Genomic DNA, 20,619 nt, shown 5'->3' on the forward strand with positions numbered 1-20,619 from the left:
TCGGCCGGGGGAGCGGGCGTGGGAGCGGAGCAGATCGACGGACAGGCAATCGACGGGGAGACGCGTGATCGGCCGGATCCGGCGGGGGAAGCGGCGCTCCCGGCGGCCGCGCGGCGCTTGCGCCTGCTCACCTACAACGTCCGCCATTGCCGCGGCACCGACGGGCGGGTGGCGCCGGAGCGAGTCGCGCGGGTGATCGCTGCCCTGGAGCCCGACATCGTCGCCCTGCAGGAGGTCGATGTCGGGCGCGCGCGCACCGGTGGCCTGGATCAGGCGGAGGAGATCGCTCGGCTCGTCGGCATGTTCACGCATTTCCACCCGGCCCTGCATATCGAGGAGGAGCGCTACGGCGACGCCCTGCTCACCCACCTGCCCTCGCGGCTCAGGCGCGCCGGCCCCCTGCCCGGCCTGCTGCGGCGCCCCAGCCTGGAGCCGCGCGGGGCGCTCTGGGTCGAGGTGACGGCCGGCGGCACGGCGCTCCAAGTGCTCACGACCCATTTCGGACTGCTCGGCGCGGAGCGCATCGCCCAGGCCGAGGCGCTGCTCGGACCCGACTGGCTCGGCGATCCCGCCTGCCGCGCGCCGACGGTGTTGCTCGGCGACTTCAACGCCACGGGCTGGTCGCGCGCCTACCGCCGGCTGAGCCGGGGCCTCACCGATGCGCGCCGTCTCACCGGGGAGCGGGGCTGGCGGCGCGGCGGCGCGAGCTTCCCGAGCCGCTTCCCGTTGCTGCGCATCGACCATGTCTTCGTGAGCGCGCAGGTCGGCGTCGAGCGCGTCGCGGTGGTGGACACGCCGCTGGCGCGGCAGGCGTCGGATCATCTGCCGGTTCTGGCGGAGATCCGGATCGGGCCGGGTTGAGGGTTTTTTCCGCGTATGAGCATGCTCCTCCGCGGGCCGGCCCGACGACCGGCCGTGGATGGGTGAGGACGCGCGCACGATGACGAAGACGACCGGACAGAAGACGAGCGGACCCCTGACCGCTCTCGGTCTCGCCGCCCTGATCGCCCTCACGGCCGGGCCGGCTCTGGCCGAACCGCCGCGGATCGCCGTGGTCGCGACCGGCGGCACCATCGCGATGAAGCTCGATCCCAAGACCCACGCGCCGGTGCCGGCACTCTCCGGCGAGGATCTTGTCGCGGCGGTGCCCAAGCTCAAGGACATCGCCACCATCGAGGTCACCGAGTTCAGCAACGTGCCGAGCGACTACATGGGCCCGGACCGCTGGCCGGCTCTGACCGCCAAGCTCGACGCGCTGCTCGCCGATCCCGGCATCCGCGGCGCGATCGTCCTGCACGGGACCGACACCCTCGACCAGACCGCCTACTTCCTCGATCTCACCTTGAAGAGCGACAAGCCGGTGGTGCTGGTGGGCGCCCAGCGCAACGCCTCCGACGCGGATGCCGACGGCCCGCGCAATCTCCTCAACGCGGCCCGGCAGATTCTGGCCGAGGGCGCTGGGGGCCAGGGCGTGACGGTGACGCTCAACCACCGCATCAACGCCGCCCGCGAGGTGCGCAAGACCCACACCAGCAACGTCGAGACCTTCAATTCGGGGGAGGCCGGCATCCTCGGCTACGTTGACGAGGATCGCGTCGTGTTCAGCCGCCGTTCCCTGCGCCGCCAGACCCTGCCGCTGCCGGAGCGGATGCCGCGGGTCGATCTCGTGGCGATGTATGCCGGGGCGGACGGCTCGCAGGTGCGCCACGCCGCCGAGAGCGGAGCCGAGGCGATCGTGGTCGAGGCCTATGGCTGGGGCAACGTCAACGCCGAGATGCACGACGCCATCGCCGAGGTCATCGCCAAGGGCGTGCCGGTGGTCGTGGCGACCAAGGTCCATGACGGTCGCGCCCTGCCGGTCTACGGCTTCAAGGGCGGCGGAAACACCCTGCGCAAGGCCGGCGCCGTATTCGCGGGCGACCTCACGCCGGACAAGGCGCGCATCCTTACCCTGATCGCCCTCCCCGCGGACAAGGAGGCCCGCAAGGATCGGGCGGCCCTGCAGGCGGTGTTCGACAGATAGCCGTCAGGACGGCTCCAGCACCTCCCGCCGCGCGGCCGTCCCGACGTCCGAGGCGGCCTCCCCGCGGGCCTGGCGCAGGAGGGCGCGCCGCCGCCAGGGACGCCACGCGTCGGCGGGGCCCACCGGATCGCCGAGATGGAACGCCTCGACGAGGCGCGCCACGGGACCGCGGCGGGAGGGAACCAGCGGACAGACCCGCGGGCTCGGCATCAGGCGGGGGTCGTCGAGGACCGCCCTCAGGGAGCCGCGCGCCTCGAAGGCTTCCGCGAACACGTCCGGCGGGCAGCCGCCGTGATGGGCGAGCAGCCGCACGAGCAGCCGTCGCACCGCCGCGCGGGACTCCCTATCCTCGGCCGGCACCTCCACGGCGAGGTCGCACTCGGTGTCGTAGCCGAAGGAGCGATTGTTGAGGTTGGTCGAGCCGATCCTGAGCAGGCGCTCGTCGATGATCGCGACCTTGGCGTGAACCAGGATCGGCCGGCGCTTCTCCGTGTGCGGCGCCACGATCCGCAGGCGGCCGAAGCGGTCCGCCCGGCGCAAGCCGCGGATCAGGCCGCGGCGGGCGCTGTCCATGGTCAGGCGGTCGAAGCCGCTCGGGCTGCGCTCGGACAGCACGATCACGATCTCCGGCCCTTCCGGCTCGGCGAGGCGCGCGGCCAGCGCCTCCGCCACGACCGGCGAGGCGAGGTATTGGTTCTCGAGATAGATGAAGCGCTCCGCCGCCCGGATCGAGGCGCGGTACAGGGCGGCGCTCTCCGTGACCGCCGGACGGCCGCCGAACGGCGGATCGGTGCGGGTGAGCCCCACCGTCACGTCGGTCAGGTGCGGCGCCAGGGTAGTCGGCCAAGGATCGTGGCAAGGATCACGGCAAGGATCACGGCCACCATCGGGAGCGGCGAGCGGAAAGGTCTCGCCGGTGGCGCGGTGCCAGCGCTCGCGGGCGAGTTCGGCCAGCGCCCGCGCGGCGGAACGATCGACCAGCATCATCACGTCGTGGCGCGGCGGGTAGTCCTCGCCGGAGGGCAGGCGCCGACGGGGATCGCGGTCGCGGTGGGCGGGGGTATCCCAGCGGTTCACCTCGAAATCGCTGCCGCCGCAGAACGCGATGGTGTCATCGACCACGAGGATCTTCTGGTGCTGGCAGGCACCGAAGGGCAGCGTGCCGTCGATACGGAAGTCGATCGCGGGGCCGAGGCTCGCGCGCACGCTGTCGGGCGTGTGGTCGTTGCCCGCCGAGATCGGCCAGGGCATGTCCCAGATCAGGATGCGGATGGCCAGTTCGGGCCGCGCGGCCTTGAGGCGTTGCAGCAGCTCGGCCAGGGTCTCGCCCGCATCGGGCGCGTCCCCCGGCAGCAGGCGCGCCCTCGGGTCGAAGCTCCAGCCGATCAGGGTGATGGAGCGGCGCGCGTTCGTGAGCGCCGCGTGCGCCGCGGCGAAATAGGCCGCCCCGTCATGCAGCACCGCGACGCGTCCCGCCCGCTCCCGCCGCCAGCAGGTGAGCCCGGGCCGCAGCCAGCTCTCGCCCGATCCTTGACCCACCCCGAGTTCCATCCTCATGCGTGCAGCGATCCGCCATGCGGCGACGGGCGCCGAGTATCCGGTGCGGATCGTGGGAGCGAAGCCCTCATCGCGCCATTGCCTTTCCCGCCTCGAACTTGCCCGTTTCCAGCTTGGCCCGCACCCGCCGCCGGGTCAGTTCCACCGCCGCGACGGTGGCGAGAAGGCCGAGGCCGAGGGTGATCCAGTGGGTTGGCTCGTCGCTGCCGGCATGGCGGCCGATCACGCCGAGATAGACGCAGACCACCGTGCCCGGCAGCATGCCGATCACCGTGGAGATCAGATAGGCGGAGGTGCGGACATCCGTCACCCCGAGGACGTAGTTCTGGGCATTGAACGGCACGAAGGGGCTGAGCCGCATCAGGGTCATGAGCCGCCAGCCCCCGTCGCCCACCGCCTCCACGGTGGCGTTCAGCCCCGGCCGGCGCTCGATCAGCCCCCGCACCCGGTCGCGGAAGAGGTATCGGGCGGCCACGAAGGCGAGCCAGGAGCCGAGCGTTGCCGAGAGCAGCACCACCGGCATCACCGCCCAGCCGAAGGCGACCGCCCCGGCAATGGTGAGCGGGGTGCCCGGCACGACGAGGAGGGTCGCGAGAAAGAACAGCACGCCGAAGGCCAGGAGGCCGTAGGGTCCGAGGCCGTTCGCCCAGCCCGAGAAGGCGCGCAGCCATTCCTCGACCGGCAGGAGGTACCAGGCTCCGACCGCCAGGGCGGCGGCGCCGGCCGTGGCTGCCCAGGTCTGGGCCGAGCGGCTGGGTTTATCCATTCGGTGGCTCGAAGGGGATTGGTGCGGCTTGTGCCCGCGTCCGCAAACCGTTGGCCGGCGTAACTGTTCCCGCCAAGCTCGGCCGTTTTCGCCTGCGACCCCGACCGTGCCGCCCTCGGCTCGGCTCACCAGTCGCGGTCGAGCCGCACCGCGATCCGGCTCGGGCGGGCCCCGGCGAGCGTCCGTTCGAGGGAGGCGAGCGCCTGCCGGGCCTTGCCCAGGCGGGGGCTGCGCCAACGCTGCTCGTAGCCCCGCGGCGCGATCACCGCCTCGCCGAGGCGGTCGCCGGCGAGGATGAGGCGATCCACCGCTCGCCGGATCCGCGGCGTCTCCTCGGTCAGCACGCAGAGGTCGGAGAGGTAGTTGCGCAGGGCATGCAGCTCGTTGCGGCCTCCGCCCTCCCCCGCCAGCGCGGCCAGGGTCCGGTCCATGGAGACGATGAGACCCGCCAGGGGCACGGGCACGCGCGCGGACGGCTCGTCGCTGTCCCGGCGGCCGAGTCTCTCTCGCGCAAGCCCGTGCAGGGCGACTCCCATACGGATTCCTTCACGTCACCCGAGGATGCGATGACCGCCGCGAATCGCGGCGGCAGCCAGCGTGCAGAGGATTAACAACCTGAGCGGTCGAATCGACATGATTGCGTAATCTGAGCAGCAAAGAAAGTTTTGACGGACGGCTGTGCGTGCAGCCCGCCCCGGTGCCGCGGCTGTGCGCCGCCACGCGGGGTCAGGCGCTCGGAGCTTTCGGCGCTCTGCTCGAGACCTTGAGCGCATAGACGAGGGCCGCGGCGCTCATCAGGGCGAGGGCGTACCACGTGAGCGCGTAGACGAGATGGTTGTTGTGGAAGGCCACCACGGTGAGGCCGCCGACCGGCAGGCCGCCGGAATTGGGCGCGGCATCCGCATCCACGAAGTAGGGGGCGACCTCGGCCGGAATCCGGTCGATCCCGCGGGCGGCGGCGATGGCCGCGACATCGCGGGAATACCAGCGGTCGCCCGCCGGATCGTTGCGGCGGAGAAAGCCGCCGCCGGGCTCGGTCAGGCGCAGCAGGCCCGTGACCGTCACCTCCCCGTCCGGCTCGCCCGCGGCGCGGGCCGCGCGCTCGCGGGATTCCGTCGGCACGAAGCCGCGATTGACGAGGACGGTGAAGCCGCGATCGGTCGCGAGCGGCACGAGCACCCAGAAACCGGCGCCGCGCCCGGTCACCGCCTGGACCAGGGTGGCGCGGTCGTAGGCGAAGCGGCCGGTGAGCCGGACCCGCCGGTACTCGGCCGAGGCCGCCGTAAGCCCGGCCCAATCCTCCGGCCCCGGTGCGGGCGCCGGCTCGGCGCGGCTGCGGGCCTCGACCCGGTCGATCAGGTCGAGCTTCCACACCCGGCGCTCGACCTGCCAGGTGCCGAGGCCGAGGAACACGCCCGTCACGGCCAAGCCCGCCAGGACCAGCACCAGCCGGGCAAGCAGAGGGCGCCGACGGCCCACCGCCGGGGTGGCGGGCCGGGGACCAGCGGGTTTCGGTGAGGCGTCAGGGGGCGTGACGCATCTCCTCGGCCGAGATCGGCATCATGTTGGTGTTGAGGTGGTGCATGACCCAGATCGAGCCGCACAGGGTGATGACCACGATCGTGACCGTGAAGATCAGCGCCAGGAAGGTCCAGCCGCCCTCCGACTTCGTGTTCATGTGCAGGAAGTAGATCATGTGGACCACGATCTGCACCACGGCCAGCCCGAGGATGACGGCGCCGGTGACGACCTTGTCGTCGATGACGTTGCCCATCACCAGCCAGAACGGGATCGCCGTCAGAATGACGGAGAGCACGAAGCCCGTCACGTAATCCTTGAACGAGCCGTGGCCGTGGGCGTCCTGCCCGTGGCCGTCATGGCCATGCCCGTGATCGTCGGCGTGCGCTGCCCCGCTCATTGCAGGACTCCCATCAGGTACACGAAGGTGAAGACGCCGATCCAGATGACGTCGAGGAAGTGCCAGAACATCGACAGGCACATCAGCCGGCGCTTGTTCTCGGGCACGAGGCCGCGCAGCCGGGTCTGGACCATCAGCGTGACGAGCCAGATCAGGCCGAAGGTGACGTGCAGGCCGTGGGTGCCGACCAGGGTGAAGAAGGCCGACAGGAAGCCGCTGCGCTGGGGCGTGGCGCCCTCGTGGATCAGGTGCGCGAACTCGTAGAGTTCGAGCCCGACGAAGGCCGCGCCGAACAGGCCCGTCACCGCCAGCCAGAGCTGGGTCTTGGCCAGATCGTTCCGCTCCATCGCCAGCATGGCGAAGCCGTAGGTGATGGAGGAGAACAGCAGCATCGACGTGTTCACCGCCACGATCGGCAGGTCGAACAGGTCCTTGGGCGAGGGCCCGGCCGCGTAGCTGCGGCCGAGCACGGCGTAGGTGGCGAACAGGACCGCGAAGATGAGGCAGTCGCTCATCAGGTAGATCCAGAAGCCGAGCATCGTGCTCCCTTCCGGGTGATGCTCGCCCTCGAGATCGAGGAAGTCCGGCACGTCGGCGGAGGCCGCCCCGGCGATAGCCGGGTTCAGGGCGGGATTTGCATGGGATGCCATGGTGTCCTCAGGCCCGCACCGCCGCCAGTGCCTCGGTCCGCCGCTGCTCCGTGCGGCTGACCGTTTCGGCGGGGATGTAGAAGTCGCGGTTGTAGTTGAAGGTGTGACCGATCGCGATCGCCAGGGCCGCCACGAAGGTCAGCGCCGCCAGCCACCAGATGTACCAGATCATCGCGAAGGAGAAGGCGATGCTGACCACGCCCAGGATCACGCCGGTGGCGGTGTTCTTGGGCATGTGGATCGGCTTGTAGCCCGAGGCCGGGCGCTGGAAGCCGCGGGCCTTCATCTCCCACCACGCGTCGAGGCCGTGCACCACGGGCGTGAAGGCGAAGTTGTAGTCCGGCGGCGGCGAGGAGGTGGACCATTCCAGCGTCCGGCCCTGCCACGGGTCACCGGTCACGTCCCGCAGCTTCTCGCGGTTTTTGATCGAGACCGCGAACTGCACGATCATGGCGCCGATGCCGATGGCGATCAGGCCCGCGCCGATGGCGGCGACCACGAACCAGGGCTGCAGCGACGGGTCGTCGAAATGCTGGGCACGGCGGGTGACGCCCATCAGCCCCAGCACGTAGAGCGGCATGAAGGCGACGTAGAAGCCGATGGTCCAGAACCAGAAACTGACCTTGCCCCAGAACTCGTCGAGGCGGAAGCCGAAGGCTTTCGGGAACCAGTAGTTCACGCCGGCGAACATGCCGAACAGCACGCCGCCGATGATCACGTTGTGGAAGTGCGCGATCAGGAACAGCGAGTTGTGGAGCACGAAGTCGGCCGGGGGCACGGCGAGCAGCACGCCGGTCATGCCGCCGATGACGAAGGTCACCATGAAGCTGACGGTCCACAGCATCGGCACGTCGAAGCGGATCCGGCCGCGATACATCGTGAACAGCCAGTTGAAGATCTTCGCACCCGTCGGGATCGAGATGATCATCGTCGTGATGCCGAAGAACGAGTTCACGCTGGCACCCGAACCCATCGTGAAGAAGTGGTGCAGCCACACGAGGTAGGACAGGATCGTGATGACGACGGTCGCGTAGACCATCGAGGTGTAGCCGAACAGGCGCTTGCCGCAGAAGGCCGAGGTGACCTCCGAGAACACGCCGAAGGCCGGCAGGATGAGGATGTAGACCTCCGGATGACCCCAGATCCAGATGAGGTTGAAGTACATCATCGGATTGCCGCCGAGGTCGTTCGTGAAGAAGTGCGTGCCGACGTAGCGGTCGAGGGTCAGCAGCGCGAGAACGGCGGCGAGGATCGGGAAGGCGGCCACGATGAGCACGTTGGTGCACAGCGAGGTCCAGGTGAAGATCGGCAGCTTCATCATCGACATGCCGGGCGCGCGCATCTTCACGATGGTCGCGATCAGGTTGATGCCCGACAGCGTCGTGCCGATGCCCGCGATCTGCAGGCCCCAGATGTAGTAGTCGACGCCGACCCCCGGACTCATGTCCGCGCCCGACAGCGGCGGGTAGGCGAGCCAGCCGGTGCGGGCGAACTCGCCGACGAACAGCGAGATCATGATCGTGACCGCGCCCGAGACCGTCATCCAGAACGAGAAGTTGTTCAGGAACGGGAAGGCGACGTCGCGGGCGCCGATCTGCAGCGGCACGACGTAGTTCATCAGGCCGGTGACGAAGGGCATCGCCACGAAGAAGATCATGATCACGCCGTGGGCGGTGAAGATCTGATCGTAGTGGTGCGGCGGCAGGTAGCCCTCGTTGGCGCCGAAGGCGATCGCCTGCTGCGAGCGCATCAGCAGCGCGTCGGCAAAGCCGCGCAGCAGCATCACCAGCGCCAGCACCACGTACATGATGCCGATCTTCTTATGGTCGACCGAGGTCAGCCAGTCGCGCCAGAGCGGGCCCCAGAAGCGAAAATAGGTGATTGCGGCGAGCACCGCGATCCCGGCCACGGCGACGCCTGCGAAGGTGACTTGCAGGATCGGTTCGTGGAACGGGATGTCCTCCAGCGAGAGGCGCCCGAACAGCAGGTGCTGCAGGTCCGTGTTTGCGAACATGGGTCGAAACTCGTCCGTAAATCCTGAGGCGGCGACGGATCAGTTGTTGGTCTGGTCGGGGGCCGGTTGGCCCTCGCCGCTCTTCTCGTGGGTCTTGCCGTCCGGCGACCCGGTCTTGGGCGACTCGCTCTTGGGGGCGCGGTGCGAGGCCGGCGTCGTCGCCCCCGGTGCCTCGTCGCCGCGCTGCGTGTGGCGGTTGTCGTACTGGAGCCGCTCGACGTTCTCGCGGCTCTCCTTGCCGGCGCCCCCCTTGGCGTCGATGGCCATCATCTCGCCCATGCACATCTTGCCGGGAACGGCGCACATGCCGACGATCTTGCTGAAGAGGCCGTCGGCGAACGTGGAGTAGTAGGTGACGGGCACCCGCTCGCTCGGGCGCTCGAGTTCGAGATAAGCATCGCGGCTCAGCTCGGAACCCTGCTGCTTCACTTTGGCAATCCACTGGTCGAAGCCGTCGCCCTCGAGCCCGTGGAACTTGAACGTCATGCGCGAGAAGCCGCTGCCGCTGTAGTGCGAGGACAGGCCTTCATACTCGCCGGCCTTGTTGATCACCGCGTGGAGCTGCGTCTGCATGCCGGGCATGGCGTAGATCATGCCGGCGAGCGCGGGGACGTAGAAGGCGTTCATCACCGAGGAGGCGGTGATCTTGAACTGGATCGGCCGGTTCACCGGCGCGGCCAGCTCGTTGACGGTGGCGACATTGTATTCGGGGTAGAAGAACAGCCACTTCCAATCGAGGGCGACGACCTGCACCTCGAGCGGCTTCACATCCGCCGCGACCGGCTTGCCGGGCTCGATGCGCGAGAGCGGCCGGAACGGGTCGAGGGTGTGGGTGCTGATCCAGGTCAACGCGCCGAGCGCGATGATGATCATCAGCGGCGCGGTCCAGATCACCACCTCGAGTCCGGTCGAGTGGTCCCAGTCGGGATCGTGGCGGGCGGCCGTGTTCGAGGCGCGGTAGCGCCACGCGAACAGCAGGGTCAGCACGATCACGGGCACGATGATGAGCAGCATCAGGCCCGTCGAGGCGAGGACGAGGTTGCGCTGCTGCACGGCGATGTCGCCGGAGGGCTGCATCACCACGAGGTTGCAGCCGGCGAGCAGCCCGAACAGGGGCAGCAGGACAAGGCCCCTCAGGATCCGGCGCGCGGAGCCTGCACGGGCTCTCAGTGAACGGTCGGCGGTCATGGCCACGAATCTTCGTTCCATCACAAGGGCCGCGCGGGCATCTTCCCGCGCGGCGACGGTTCGTTTCTCACAAGGCTCCGCGCGGCGAGAGGCACACTCCGCCCGCGGGCCGAAACCATCACATCTGGCGCATCTCGGAGCGATCGAGCGAGAGCGCGAGCAGCGTCGCCAGGGCACCCGACAGCAGGTACACGCCGACCATGGCGAGCCCGTAGGCGGTGGAGAGGTACAGCACCACGAGGGGCGCGAATCCGGCACCGAACAGCCAGGCGAGGTCGGAGGTCAGCGCCGCGCCGGTGTAGCGGTAGCGCGCGCCGAGCCGCGAGGTCACGGCGCCGGCGGTCTGGCCGTAGGACAGGCCGAGCAGCATGAAGCCGATATTGACGTAGATCGTCTGGCCGATGGCGTTCTCGCCGAAGATCAGCGGCGCCAGGATGCTGCCGCAGGCGAACACGGCGATCAGCCCGGCGCTGATGAGCAGCACGTTGCGGCGCCCGATCTGGTCGGCGATCAGGCCCGAGGCGGCGACGGCGCCGGCGCAGATCAGCGCACCGGAGAACTGCACCATCAGGAAGTCGCCGGCGGAACGGTCGCTCGACAGGGCGAGCCACGCGATCGGGAAGATCGTGACGAGGTGGAACAGAGCGAAGCTCGCCAGCGGCACGAAGGCACCGATCCACACGTCGAGGGCGTGATGGCGGGCGAGGTCGACGACGCTGACCGGTTCCAGCCGGCCCTTGTCGAGCAGGCGGGTGAATTCGGGGGTGGCGACGAGCCTGAGCCGGGCGAACAGGGCCACGACGTTGATGGTGAAGGCGCAGAAGAACGGGAAGCGCCAGCCCCAGTCGGTGAAGTCCTCCGGGGTCAGGTTGACGGCGAAGAACGCGAACAGGGCGCTCGCCACCATGAAGCCGAATGGCGCGCCGAGCTGCGGGAGCGACGCATACCAGCCGCGGCGCTCGCGCGGGGCGTTGAGGGCCAGCAGCGAGGCCATCCCGTCCCAGGCGCCCCCGAGCGCGAAGCCCTGCGCCACCCGCAGGATCGCGAGCAGCTCGATGGCGACGGCGCCGATCGAGTTGTAGCTCGGCAGGAAGCTGATCGCCGCGGTCGAGCCGCCGAGCAGGAACAGGGCGGCGGTGAGCTTCACCCCGCGCCCGTGCCGCTTGTGCACCCACATGAAGAAGATCGACCCGAGCGGGCGGGCGACGAAGGCGAGCGCGAAGATGGCGAAGGAGTAGAGCGTGCCCGTCAGGGGATCGGCGAAGGGGAAGAACACCTTCGGGAACACCAGCACCGAGGCGATGCCGAACACGAAGAAGTCGAAATATTCCGAGGCCCGCCCGATCACCACGCCGAGCGCGATGTCGTTCGGGCTGACGTCGTGATGGCTCATGGCCACCTGCGCGTCGCGCTCGAGCGGATGGGAATTGGCGGTGGCGTGGTCGGGGGTCATCGCGGGCAGCCGGCTCGCCTGAAGGTACGATCGAAGCCGCCTTGCCGCGGCGTTCGGCACGTGCCTAGCGGATGGGTTGACATACGAAAAGAGAATTTGGCGTCGCAATAGGCCGCACAGCCCGGCTATGCAAGCAGGACAGGGATACGGCGTTTACGCGCGCTTATGGCGGATTGATGCGCGTAAACTGCATAATAGATCCGGATTTATCCTGATCGACAGCACATCCCGGCCCGCCGACGGAGTGAGCGCACCAAATCCGCCGAATCCGGCCAGGGACCGGATCAGCAGATTCGGCAGCATCCGTCAGTGCGCGGCGGCGGCGCGGCTTTCGGTCGCCGTGCCCCGCGGCGGCGCCTTGATCCGGTACCAGCCGACATAGAGTGCGGGCAGGAACAGCAGCGTCAGCGCCGTCGCGGCCAGGATGCCGCCGATCATCGCGTAGGCCATGGGACCCCAGAACACCTCGCGGGCGATCGGGATCAGGCCGAGGCTCGCCGCCGCCGCCGTGAGCAGGATCGGCCGCATGCGGTGGCGGGTGGCCTCCACCACGGCGTCCCACGGTGCCATCCCCTCCGCCTCGCATTCCTCGATCTGGCTCACCAGGATCACGGCGTTGCGCACGATGATGCCGATGAGCGCCAGGATGCCGAGGATCGCCACGAAGCCCATCGGCTTGTCGAACAGCAGCAGCGCCGGCACCACGCCGATCAGCCCGAGCGGCGCCACGGAGAACACCAGGAACAGCTTCTGGAAGCTCTGCAGCTGGATCATCAGGAAGAAGGCCATGGCCAGCAGCATCACCGGCACCACGGCGGCGATCGGTCCCTGGCCCTTGCCCGCCTCCTCGACCGCGCCGCCGGTCGCCAGCGTGTAGCCCTCCGGCAGCGCCTTCACGTAGGCGTCGATGGCGGGCTGGAGCGCGGCGACGACGGTGGGAGGCTGCGTCGCGTCGTTGATGGTGGCGCGCACCGTCAGCGTCGGCACCCGGTCGCGGCGCCAGACGATCGGCTGTTCCAGGTCGTAGTCGATCTTGGCGAAGGCCAGGATCGGCACGACCGAGCCGTTGGAGAGGGCGACCTGAAGGCTCTGGAGCGTGTCGAGCGAGGTCCGCTCGACGGTCCGCGCCCGGCCGACCACGTTCACGAGGTAGATCGAATCGCGCACCTGCGTGATCGCCTGGCCGCCGACGATGCCGTTGAGGATGCCGGCGATGTCCTGGCTGGTGACGCCGAGCTGACGCGCCTTGTCCTGCAGGATCTCGACGCGCAGCACCTTGCCCGGCTCGTTCCAGTCGAAGGTCGGCACGGCCAGCCGCTTGTCGGTGGCCACCACGTCGGCGAGCTTGAGCGCGAGGCGGCGCACCTCCTGCACGTCGGGGCCGGAGAGGCGGTACTGGATCGGGCGGCCCACGGGGGGGCCGAGATTGAGCGGCTGCACCAGCACGTCGGTGCCGACGAAGTCGCGCCGGCCGATTCGCTGCAGGCGCTTGATGACCTCGTCGCGCACCGCGAGCGACTTCGTGACGATCACGATCTGCCCGTAGAAGGCGTTGGCGAGCTGCTGGTCGAGGGGCAGGTAGAAGCGCACCGCGCCCTGGCCGACATAGGAGGACCAGCGCTCGATATCGGGGTCGTCCTTCAGATGGGCCTCGAAGCGGTCCATCTGCGCCCGCGTCTCGGTGATCGTGGCGTTCTGCGGCAGGGTCAGGTCGACCAGCACCTCGGAGCGGTCGGAGGACGGGAAGAACTGCTGCTGCACGTGGCCCATCCCGACCACGGCCAGCCCCATCAGGGCGACGCAGACGATCACGGTGATCCAGCGGAGCCGCATCGCGACCCGCAGCACCGCCATGAAGGCGCGAGTGAACAGCCCCTGCTTCTCCGAATGGTGCTTCATGGTCTTCGGGAGAATGGTCACGCCGAGCAGCGGCGCGAACAGCACCGCGACCACCCAGGAGACCAGCAGCGAGGCGGCGATCACCACGAACAGCGAGTAGGTGTACTCGCCGGCGGAAGAGCCGTTGAAGCCGATCGGCAGGAAGCCCGCCACCGTCACCAGCGTGCCGGTGAGCATCGGGAAGGCGGTGGAGGTGTAGGCGTAGGTCGCCGCCTTCTTCAGGTTGTCGCCGAGTTCGAGGCGGGCCACCATCATCTCGACGGTGATCATCGCGTCGTCGACGAGGAGCCCGAGCGCGATGATGAGCGCGCCGAGCGAGATGCGCTGCAGCGTCACGCCCATGATCTGCATGATGACGAAGACGATGGCGAGCACGAGCGGGATCGAGACCGCGACGACGAGCCCGGCGCGCAGGCCGAGGCTGACGAAGCTCACCACCAGCACGATGACGACCGCCTCGACGAGCGCCTTGGTGAAACCGCCGACCGCCTCCTCGACGATCTTGGGTTGGTCCGAGACGAGGTGGATGCCGACGCCGATGGGCAGCTTGCCCTCGACGACGTGCATGCGCTCCTTCAGATCCTCGCCGAACTTCAGGAGGTTGGCGTTCGGGCGCATGGCGATGGCGAGTCCGATCGCCGGCTTGCCGTCGACGCGGAACAGGGCGGCCGGCGGGTCCTCGTAGCCGCGGGAGATCTCGGCGACGTCGGCGAGGCGGAAGAACCGGTCGTTGAAGCGCAGGTTGACGTTTCGCAGCGACTCCTCGGAGCTGAACTGGCCGCTGACGCGAAGGCTCACCCGCTCCGGTCCCGCCTGGACCACGCCGGAGGCGGCCACCGCGTTCTGCGATTGCAGCGCCTTGATCAGGGCCTGGATGTCGATGCCGTAGCCCGCGAGCTTGCGGGTGGAGAAGTCGAGATAGATCGTCTCGCCCTGCACGCCCATCAGCAGGGTCTTGCCGATATTGGGCACCTTGAGGATCTCGGTGCGCACCCCCTCGACATAGTCGCGCAACTGCCGGTGGGTCAGGCCGTCGGCGGTGAAGGCGTAGACGTTGCCGTAGACGTCGCCGAACTCGTCGTTGAAGGCCGGGCCCTGCACCCCTTGCGGAAAGGTGTGCTGGATGTCGCCCAGGCGCTTGCGCACCTGATAGAAGGCGGGCTGGATCTCCTCCTTCCGCGTCGTGTCGCGGAACTGCACGAACACCGTCGCCTGTCCCGGCGTGGTGTAGCTCCGCACGTAATCGAGGGCGTTGATCTGCTGCAGCTCCTTCTCGATCCGGTCGGTGACCTGATCGAGGGTGTCCTTGATCGTGGCGCCGGGCCAGCTCGCCTGGACCACCATGGTCTTGATGGCGAAGGGCGGATCCTCCTCGCGGCCGAGCCGGGAATAGGCCATCACGCCGGCGACCAGGCAGACGAGCATCAGGAACCAGACCAGCGAACGGTGGCCGAGCGCCCAATCGGAAAGGTTGAAGTCCTTCACGCGCGAAAAACCTTTGCGGCTCTCTTGCCGGGATTGCTGCCGGGTTCCGGCTCAGTTGCGGTCGTCGGCCAGCCGGACGGTCTGGCCGTCGCGCAGGGAGTGGACGCCCGCCACCACGACCCGCTCGCCGGGTTTCAGCCCCGCGCGAACGGCGACGCGCCCGTGCCGGTCCGGCCGGTCGCCGTCGAGGGTGACATCGCGGCGCTCGACGTGCCGGTCGCCCGCCGCCTTGTCCGCATCGGCCTCCCCCGGCTGGCCGGCCTCCGGCACGATCCAGACCGAGCGGCGCCCGTCGGCGTCGAGGAGCGCGGTGGCCGGCAGGATGAAGCGGCGCTCGGTGCTGCGCTCCAGCGCGACGGTGATGGTGGCCCCGAGCCGGAAGGCGGGACCGGGCTCCTCCAGGGTCAGGCGGACGCGGCGGGTCCGGGTGCCGGATTCGGCGAAGGGGGCGACCTCGCGCACCCGGCCGCGGGCGGTGATCTCCGGCGCGCTCTGGAGCACCACCGTGAACAGGCCGTCCTTGGGCATGGCGCCGGTCAGCGTCTCGGGAATGTCGACCACCGCCTCGCGGGTCTCGGGCCGGGCGAGCGTGACGATCCCCTGGCCCGGGCTCACCACCTGCCCGATCTCGGCGAGCCGCTGGGTGACGACGCCATCGAAATCGGCGTGCAGCTCGGTGTAGCCGATCTGGTCGCGGGCCTTCTGCAGGCTGGCCCCGGCCTGGGCGAGGCGGGCCTGGGCGGTGTCGCGCCGGGCCACCGCCGCGTCGAGCTGGGCCTGGGTGACGTTGCCGCCTTCCATCAGCCGCCGCGTGCGCGCCTCGGTGGCCGTCGCGTTCTCGGCCTGAGCCTTGGCGTCGGCCAGTTCCGCCTCGGCCCGGCTGAGGTCGAACCGTGAGACGATCGGGTCGAGGGCCGCGAGCCGCTGGTCCTTCTTCACGACATCGCCGACGGTGACGTCGCGGGCCACCACCCGGCCACCGATCTGAAAGCCGAGCTGCGACTGGTAGCGCGGCTCGACCGTGCCGGCGAAGGGGCCGAAGATCTCGCTGTCGGTGGGCTGCGCCAGGGTGGTCAGGACCGGCCGCACCGGCGGCGGCGGCGCCTCCTGTGACGGCTGGCAGGCGGTGAGTAGAGAGGCGCCGACGACGAGGATAGCGACGAGGGGCGCCCACTTCATTGTCCGTCCTCCCCCGCCGCGGATCTCCTGGTGTCTCGCGCGCGCTCCTGCCCCGCCAGCGCGACCTGCTGTCCGGGACGCAGGAACTGGATGCCGGCGGTCACCACCGCCTCGCCGGGCTCGACGCCGCCCTTGAGCACGATGTCGTCGAAGCCGTAGCGGTCGATCTCGATCGTGCGGACCGCGACCGTGCCGGTCTTGGCCTCGTAGATCCACACCGCCGGGCGGTCGTCGAAGCGGTAGAGCGCCGACCAGGGCAGCACCACCGCCTCGCGCGAGGCGAAGCGGCCCCGGCCGATCACCACGGCGCCGAGCGACATGGCGGGCGGCGTCCGCTCGAGGCCGACCTTGACCCGCACCGTGCCGCTCGCCGCGTCTACCGTCGGCGAAATCTCGCGCACATGCCCCTTCGCCGCCACCGTGGGGTCCGACTGGAGGGTGACCTGAATCGTCTTGTCGCCGGGCGGGTGGGCGGTCAGCGCCTCGTAGACGTTGAACACCGCGTCGCGCGGTCCGTCCTGGGCCAGCACCATCACCGCCTGTCCCGACTGCACCACCTGCCCGACCTCGAAGGTCCGGCTCAGGACGATGCCGGGCACGCCCGCGCGCAGCTCCGTGTAGGAGAGCTGCTCCTCTGCGGTGCCGAGCGCCGCCCTGGCCGAATCGACCGCGGCCTGGGAGGTGCGCAATTGCTGCTCGGCGTTGTCGTAGGCCGGACGCGTGGTGTAGCCGCCGCTGATGAGCTGCTTCTGGCGCTCGAAGGTCACCTTGGCCTGGGTGAGCTGCGCCTCCGCCGAGGCCAGGGCGGCGCGGGCATTGTCGAGATTGGCGCGCTGCACCAGCGGTTCCAGTACCGCGAGCACCTGATCGGCGGCGACGTGGTCGCCGACCTCGACCCGGCGCTCGGCGACCTTGCCGTTGGTGCGGAAGGCGACGTTGGTCTGAGCCTGAGCCTGGACGTCGCCGGTCAGCACTACGTCCGAGGTGACGGGCTCCTTCTTCGCCGTCACCACGCGCACCATCACCACCGACGGGTTCTCCGCCTCCGGGAGGGCGGAGGCGGCCGATGCGGGCGTTGGGAGAGCCGCGGTCGCGAGAAGGGCCGACAAGACGGCCGCGCGTGCGGTTGCGGTGAGGATGGGGCGTCGCCCTGAGGACATCGGCCGAGCTTCCGGGCAGGGAGTGGAGCTTGAGACGGGACTTGGTGGGACGCTGCGTGATTTGGACCAGGACTCGAACCGGACTTGAACCGGAATCCGGACACGGGAGGGCCCGGGCGACCAATTCCGACGAGCCCGCTTTCGCGGCGCAGGCTTATCGCGTATCTTACCGACCGTCCAGACGGTTTTTATCTCGGCAGATCGGGGAACCCGGTCTTTCTGCTCCGAAAAATCAATATTCCACAGAGATTTAGTTTGGCGATCCGGATATGGCATCCGGGACGGCGTACGGGAGTGGAGTTCGGGGGCGATCATGTCGCAGAGAACGCGCAGCCGCCGCGACGACCGCGCGGAAGTGATTCTTGAGGCGGCGGGCGCGGTGCTGCGCCGCGGCGGGGCGCGGGCTCTGACCATCGATGCCGTGGCGGCGGAGGCGGACCTAAGCAAGGGCGGGGTCCTGCACCACTACGCCTCGAAGGATGCGCTGATCCTCGCTCTGGTCGAGCGCAAGCTGCAGCATCTGCGCGCCGGCATCGCCGCCTGCGAACCCGAGCAGGCGGGGGGAGCCGAGGGGCTCGCGCTCGGGATGATCGAGCACCTGCGCCGCAGCTACTGCGACGAGGACGAGTTTAGCCGCGCGCTGCTCCTCGCCTCGGCCGAGAATCCGGACGCGCTCGCCGGCTACCGCGCCTTCGTGGCCGAGAGGCTCGCCCGGTTCGAGGCCGCGGAAGGGCCGGCAGGGGTCGGGGCGGCGCTGTTCTTCGCCCTACTCGGTGTCGTGATGGGCCGCACCCTCGGCTTCCATGATCTGAACTCCGCGCAGATCGAGCCGCTCCTGGGTGCGCTGGAGCGCGCGGCGCGAGAACTCGCCTGAAGCGCCTCGGCCGATTCCCTCGAACGGAGCGGAGCCGTCGATGTCCGTCCGTGTCTCGCGGCTCGTGCGTCTGATTTGGATCGTGGGCGCTCGTCCCGCCCTGCGTCGCGGGGAACCGGGGTCCGTTGAACCGGATCGAAGAAATCAATTCGGAGACATCAGGATCAGCAGAATCGGATCGGCGGAGGCAGACTTGATCCAGCCGGGTCCCAGGTGCGGAGCGGGCTCGAGGGGCACTCTGCTCCCGGACATTGAAATGGTGTTTTCGAAAAGCTCACATCAAGGGCGATGGCCGATCCGACGGGTGTCGTCTATTCTCCATCTCGAGCCAGCCCTGTCCGAGAGCGTAGCGGACGATGCTGGCGCGGGAACGCAGGCCGAGTTTCTTGCAGCCACGGATTTTATAGGTATCGACCGACGCGACCGAGATCGACATGGAGAGGCTCACCTCCTTCATCGTCATGCCGAGAGCGATCAGCCGGAGCACGTCGCGCTCCCGCGCGGTGAGGCCACCTTCCTCGCCGGCTTGGGGTGCGGGCGGTCCGGCTTCCGTGCGATCGGACAGGGATGGCGGCGAGCGCATCTCGTTGTCGATGTAGCGGCCGCCGGAGACGACGGCCTCAATGGCCTCCAGCAGGCTGGTGCCGGCGGAGCGCTTCAGGACGTAGCCCTGTGCTCCCGCGGTCAGCGCCTCGTCAACGAAGGCGAAATCTTCGTTGACCGTGAGGAAGATGATGTGCACCGCCGAGCCGGCGTCGCGGAGGGCCCGCGCGACGGCGAGGCCGCTCATGCCGGTCATGGTGATGTCCATGACAACGACGTCGGGCAGCGTTCGACCAACGAGGTCGAGGGCGTGCCGGCCGTCGCTGGCCTCTCCGACGACCTCGATGCCGGCGGTCTCGCCGAGCAGACCGCGGACGCCGCTCCTGAAGATCGGGTGGTCGTCGATCAGGGCGACCCTGATTCTTGCTTTCGCCGTACGCACATCATCCCCCTGTCATCGGCAAGCGCGCAACAACGGCAAGCGCGCGAGAATCGTCGTCCCACCGCCGGGAGGCGATTCGATTAAGAGCTTTCCTCCGAGCAGCATCAGCCGCTCGCGCATCCCCGCGAGTCCGAACCCGCTCCCCGCACGACACTTCTCCGACACCGGCCCGTCCACGGATTCCGATTCGGGGTCCGGTCCGAGACCCGGCCCGTCATCCTCGATCGCCAGCGTGACGCCGTCGCGGTTGTACTGAAGGGTCACCGAAACGTGCCCTGATCCCGGCGCGTGCTTGACGATGTTGGTCAGCGCTTCCTGCACGAGCCGGAAGATCGTCACCTCGATTTCCGGTGTGAGAGGCACCGAGGCGCCGGAGAGCTGGAATTCGATCGGGACTCCGCACCGGTCGGACCATTCGCGCACCAGGCCGTTCAGGGCGAGGATGAGGCCGAGTTCGGCCAGCGCGACCGGGCGCAGTTCCCGAACCACCTGCCGCAGGCTGGCTGAAATCGCGTCGACCTGGTTCAGCATCGCCCCGACTTCCTCGGGCGAGGGCTCGCGCCGCAGGCGGTCGAGCCGCAGTTTCAGCCACGCGAGCTGCTGGCCGGCCTCGTCGTGAAGCTCGCGGGCGAGGCGTTCCCGCTCCGCCTGATGCGCCCGGTAGAGCTGAGCCAGCACCGCATCCCTGTCGCACTCGGCGCGGGTCCGGGCCTGGTCGGTGCTGCGAAGGTCGGCCAGCAGCAGGTCGCGCTCGCGCAGCAGCGCTTGAAGGCGTTGCTGATAGCGCTCGCGCTCGGCGAGTTCACGGCGCAGCGTGACGGCCTCGTTCGCCAGCAGGCTGAAACGCGCGTCCCGCACCGACAGCAGCCGCACGAGAACCAGGGGATCCAGCCTGTTACGGTTCAGGCGGCAGCCCTGACAGCGGTAGCGGCGCACTCCTGTTCCCCGCTTGACCGCGACCACGCCGGGAAGCGGTCTTCCCGCCGCCCGGACCCGCGCCAGGAAGGCCGTCGAGGCCTTGCCGGTGAGATGGATCCGGGATGGATCCTCCCGCGGCAGCAGCAGATGGGCGGATTCGTTGGCGAAGGCGACGCTGCCGGAGCGGGTGGCGACCAGGACCGGGTCGCCGATCGCCTCCAGGGCCCGCATGTCCTCCGGGGTCAGCGGACCCGGGCGGACCGCTGCCGATGCCATGTCCTGGTCCATCGACGAGGCCCCCCTCGGCGTGTCAGCGGCTGAGCGTACCGGGCCGGGTCGATCCGTCCCACGGATGGCGTTGCGCCGGGCATGTCCGCGACGTGTCGCACGAGGGGGCGTGCGGCCACTCGGCAGTCGAAATCGTGGGCGAATGGGCGTCGCCTGCCGCGATTACTGACGTCATCAGAGCCCCCAAAGATGCACGGCGGCTGCGGCGGCATGATCCATTCGGGCTACGGCCTAGACATTGGATCGGTATCGCGCAGGCCAC

General features: G+C 69.2%; 17 protein-coding genes. 3 read left to right on the forward strand and 14 right to left on the reverse strand.

Annotated elements, in window-relative coordinates:
• Positions 1–48: 48 nt before the first annotated feature.
• Together MPPM_RS23115 and MPPM_RS23120 are read left to right on the forward strand one after the other, a co-directional pair.
• On the forward strand, positions 49–861 hold the full coding sequence (locus MPPM_RS23115) for an endonuclease/exonuclease/phosphatase family protein (protein ID WP_244573589.1): 813 nt from the start codon (positions 49–51) through the stop codon (positions 859–861).
• Between the two features lie 79 nt (positions 862–940).
• Positions 941–2,023 (forward strand): asparaginase, encoded by a 1,083-nt coding sequence (locus MPPM_RS23120; RefSeq protein ID WP_096487997.1) that lies wholly within the window; start codon positions 941–943, stop codon positions 2,021–2,023.
• Positions 2,024–2,026: 3 nt separating this feature from the next.
• On the opposite strand, the gene MPPM_RS23125 is transcribed toward MPPM_RS23120, so the two are convergent.
• The 12 genes from MPPM_RS23125 to MPPM_RS23180 form a co-directional block, all read right to left on the reverse strand.
• Positions 2,027–3,580, reverse strand: coding sequence for a phospholipase D-like domain-containing protein (locus MPPM_RS23125; RefSeq protein ID WP_348529749.1), 1,554 nt, complete (start codon positions 3,578–3,580; stop codon positions 2,027–2,029).
• Positions 3,581–3,647: 67 nt separating this feature from the next.
• Positions 3,648–4,346 (reverse strand): TVP38/TMEM64 family protein, encoded by a 699-nt coding sequence (locus MPPM_RS23130; protein WP_096487062.1) that lies wholly within the window; start codon positions 4,344–4,346, stop codon positions 3,648–3,650.
• 125 nt (positions 4,347–4,471) lie between these two features.
• The gene (locus MPPM_RS23135) at positions 4,472–4,882 is read right to left on the reverse strand and encodes a hypothetical protein (RefSeq protein ID WP_096487063.1); all 411 of its coding nucleotides are present in this window, start codon (positions 4,880–4,882) and stop codon (positions 4,472–4,474) included.
• A gap of 190 nt (positions 4,883–5,072) precedes the next feature.
• The gene (locus MPPM_RS23140) at positions 5,073–5,807 is read right to left on the reverse strand and encodes an SURF1 family protein (protein WP_096487998.1); all 735 of its coding nucleotides are present in this window, start codon (positions 5,805–5,807) and stop codon (positions 5,073–5,075) included.
• 61 nt (positions 5,808–5,868) lie between these two features.
• Positions 5,869–6,264, reverse strand: coding sequence for a cytochrome o ubiquinol oxidase subunit IV (gene cyoD, locus MPPM_RS23145; protein ID WP_096487064.1), 396 nt, complete (start codon positions 6,262–6,264; stop codon positions 5,869–5,871).
• Positions 6,261–6,914: a cytochrome o ubiquinol oxidase subunit III gene (gene cyoC, locus MPPM_RS23150; protein ID WP_244573389.1), complete on the reverse strand. Its 654-nt coding sequence runs from the start codon at positions 6,912–6,914 to the stop codon at positions 6,261–6,263. The genes cyoD and cyoC overlap by 4 nt, the downstream gene beginning before the upstream one ends.
• Positions 6,915–6,921: 7 nt before the next feature.
• Complete coding sequence (gene cyoB / locus MPPM_RS23155; protein WP_096487065.1) at positions 6,922–8,928, reverse strand: cytochrome o ubiquinol oxidase subunit I; 2,007 nt, start codon at positions 8,926–8,928, stop codon at positions 6,922–6,924.
• Positions 8,929–8,967: 39 nt separating this feature from the next.
• On the reverse strand, positions 8,968–10,116 hold the full coding sequence (cyoA, locus tag MPPM_RS23160; RefSeq protein ID WP_173807945.1) for a ubiquinol oxidase subunit II: 1,149 nt from the start codon (positions 10,114–10,116) through the stop codon (positions 8,968–8,970).
• Between the two features lie 118 nt (positions 10,117–10,234).
• On the reverse strand, positions 10,235–11,569 hold the full coding sequence (locus tag MPPM_RS23165) for an MFS transporter (RefSeq protein ID WP_096487067.1): 1,335 nt from the start codon (positions 11,567–11,569) through the stop codon (positions 10,235–10,237).
• Between the two features lie 306 nt (positions 11,570–11,875).
• Positions 11,876–14,953: an efflux RND transporter permease subunit gene (locus tag MPPM_RS23170; protein ID WP_096487068.1), complete on the reverse strand. Its 3,078-nt coding sequence runs from the start codon at positions 14,951–14,953 to the stop codon at positions 11,876–11,878.
• 51 nt (positions 14,954–15,004) lie between these two features.
• Positions 15,005–16,132 (reverse strand): efflux RND transporter periplasmic adaptor subunit, encoded by a 1,128-nt coding sequence (locus MPPM_RS23175; protein WP_096487069.1) that lies wholly within the window; start codon positions 16,130–16,132, stop codon positions 15,005–15,007.
• Entirely contained in the window at positions 16,129–17,292 is a 1,164-nt protein-coding gene (locus MPPM_RS23180) for an efflux RND transporter periplasmic adaptor subunit (RefSeq protein ID WP_096487070.1), read from the reverse strand. Before MPPM_RS23180 ends, MPPM_RS23175 begins: the two co-directional genes overlap by 4 nt.
• Before the next feature lie 313 nt (positions 17,293–17,605).
• Between MPPM_RS23180 and MPPM_RS23185 the strand changes: the two genes are divergently transcribed.
• Complete coding sequence (locus MPPM_RS23185; RefSeq protein ID WP_096487071.1) at positions 17,606–18,166, forward strand: TetR/AcrR family transcriptional regulator; 561 nt, start codon at positions 17,606–17,608, stop codon at positions 18,164–18,166.
• 274 nt (positions 18,167–18,440) lie between these two features.
• Here the strand turns inward: MPPM_RS23185 and MPPM_RS23190 are convergent, their stop codons facing one another.
• On the reverse strand, positions 18,441–19,151 hold the full coding sequence (locus tag MPPM_RS23190) for a response regulator (RefSeq protein ID WP_096487072.1): 711 nt from the start codon (positions 19,149–19,151) through the stop codon (positions 18,441–18,443).
• Positions 19,152–19,163: 12 nt separating this feature from the next.
• A complete protein-coding gene (locus MPPM_RS23195) occupies positions 19,164–20,345 on the reverse strand; it encodes a sensor histidine kinase (RefSeq protein WP_244573390.1) in 1,182 nt (393 codons plus the stop codon).
• Positions 20,346–20,619: the final 274 nt, after the last annotated feature.

This window comes from Methylorubrum populi, from assembly GCF_002355515.1.
Classification (GTDB): domain Bacteria; phylum Pseudomonadota; class Alphaproteobacteria; order Rhizobiales; family Beijerinckiaceae; genus Methylobacterium; species Methylobacterium populi_A.